The sequence below is a fragment of the Okeania sp. SIO2F4 genome, assembly GCF_010672385.1.
GTDB lineage: Bacteria > Cyanobacteriota > Cyanobacteriia > Cyanobacteriales > Microcoleaceae > Trichodesmium.
Map to the genome: position 1 here is coordinate 1 of NZ_JAAHGT010001224.1, position 2269 is coordinate 2269.

General features: G+C 35.0%; 2 protein-coding genes and 1 pseudogene. 1 reads left to right on the forward strand and 2 read right to left on the reverse strand.

Annotated elements, in window-relative coordinates; genetic code table 11:
- Positions 1 to 133: 133 nt before the first annotated feature.
- Both F6K22_RS39105 and F6K22_RS39110 read right to left on the reverse strand, forming a co-directional pair.
- Positions 134 to 472 (reverse strand): XisI protein, encoded by a 339-nt coding sequence (locus F6K22_RS39105; protein ID WP_293110355.1) that lies wholly within the window; start codon positions 470 to 472, stop codon positions 134 to 136.
- A 264-nt stretch (positions 473 to 736) separates the two neighbouring features.
- Positions 737 to 1126 (reverse strand): annotated as a pseudogene (locus F6K22_RS39110) (XisH family protein).
- Positions 1127 to 1249: 123 nt separating this feature from the next.
- Between F6K22_RS39110 and F6K22_RS39115 the strand changes: the two are divergent.
- The coding region (locus tag F6K22_RS39115; RefSeq protein WP_293110357.1) for a RecQ family ATP-dependent DNA helicase at positions 1250 to 2269 on the forward strand (1020 nt) is incomplete at its 3' end.

The window sequence follows — 2269 nt, forward strand, 5'->3', positions numbered from 1 at the left end:
GGAAATATCATACCCTGATTTACCAACGCCGATATAAGGTATGAAAAACTAGGATTTTAGATTGCTTCCCTGTCGGTCGTAATGAGGAAAATACGTTGTATTGCGTAAGTCCTATTCTAACTTCTGACTTCAGCTAACCTTGGGCAAATTCTGTATACTTTCTGAGATTAGGTGGATGATATGCCAAAACAATATCCTGCGCTGGAACTCCTTTTTCAACTAATTGGTCGGCGATCGCCTCTTCAGTACCATCATGTTGCACCCAAATTTTGCCATCAATAATATCGACATGAATGGAACAACCATAAATGGGAGTATTGTTATTTTTCCACCCTAAATTAATAAGTTGATAATGGTCTCCTTCATGGTCAAAAACTGTTTGACTTTTGATTGGATCGTTGGCAGAACGTAATTTAGCTCTTGCAGTTAGTAATTCCTGAATTAATTGACGATACAAATCTAATTTATCCATTCGTTAATTACCTCCTTTTCGACATCATAAATAATTAAAGGGATTTGGTTACGACTAATTACAGTTTGAATAAATGGATACTTAAAAAGTAAGCATTCAGCCGTCAGCTAGCCTCCTACGGAGGAACTACGTTAACAGCCGTCAGCTATAAATTATTAACTGAAGTAAGTAGGCAAAAAAAGTTATAAAATGCCTAAGACACGCATAGGAAGAACACTTAAACTTTATAGCAAAGAATTATTCATTATTTGCTGAATTTCACAGTTACGAGCCAGGATGCTTTCTGACCGCTAATAGCTGTTTGCGCAGCATTCCGCAGGAAATGCTTACCTTAAAAAAGCGCTTATAAATCTCTAAAGGAACTGCTAAATACAATCGTCTTTCTGATTCTTTTTCTTCCAAAGCAATACGATAGTTAATAAATTATCCAACCGCAATGTGAAACTCATAAATTGTTGAAGCTGCCAGAAAAGTTTTGATTTCAATAGCGATTTTTTCACCATCTTTTGTTGCAGCAATTAACTTTTCTGCACCTAAATCAATATAAAAATCAATAAACCCTAGATCGATACGATAGGGGTCATGAGTAATTATCCACCCCTCATTCTCAAGAGCAGTTCTAACTAATTGATGAAAAATATCTTTAGCAGGCATTCCAGGAAGTTTCCTCGAAGTTTATTTTGTGGCCTACAACATAATATTATACAAATTTTTGTTGGGTTGCGCTGGCGCTTAACCCAACCTACAATAGAATAAATTATTAAATTAATTATAACTATGTCAGTACAAAAACAATCAAAATTAAATCAACTATCATTAGAACAACATCTCAAAAATTACTTTGGTTATGACTCATTCCGTCCTGGGCAAAAACAAATTATTGAAACAGCACTTCAACAAAAAGACCTATTAATTGTCATGCCTACTGGTGGGGGAAAATCTTTATGTTTCCAACTACCAGCATTACTCAAACCAGGCTTAACAATAGTTGTTTCTCCCCTCATTTCTTTGATGCAAGACCAAGTAGAATCTTTACAAGATAATGGCATTGCTGCCACATTTTTAAATAGCACTTTAGGCTTAAATGAAACTCGAAAACGAGAAACAGATATTATGCAGGGGAAAATCAAACTTTTATATGTGGCGCCAGAGAGATTATTATCAGATAAATTTTTACCATTTTTAGAGTTAATTAATGCTCAACAAGGTATCTCTACTTTTGCCATAGATGAAGCTCATTGTGTTTCCGAATGGGGTCACGATTTTCGCCCAGAATATCGACAATTGCAAATGTTACGAGAAACCTATCCATATGTACCAATGATGGCTTTAACTGCCACAGCAACAAAACGAGTTCGAGAAGATATTATTGCTCAATTAAATTTACAAAATCCCTATATTCATATAGCTAGTTTTTTCCGTTCTAACTTATATTATGAAGTGCGTCAAAAAACTAATGCTAAAAATACTTTTGCAGAAACATTACAAATAATTAGAACAGTTGGTGGCTCAGGAATAGTCTATTGTAATAGTCGCAAACGGGTGGATGAAATTGCTTATAAATTACGACAAAATAATGTATCTGCTTTGCCTTATCATGCTGGTATGAGTGATGAAGATAGAACTATTAATCAAACTAAATTTATTCGAGATGATGTTGACATAATTGTGGCAACTGTAGCTTTTGGCATGGGAATTAATAAACCAGATGTGCGGTTTGTGATTCACTATGACCTGCCCAAAAATATAGAAGGTTATTATCAGGAAACTGGTAGGTCTGGTCGAGATGGGGAACCT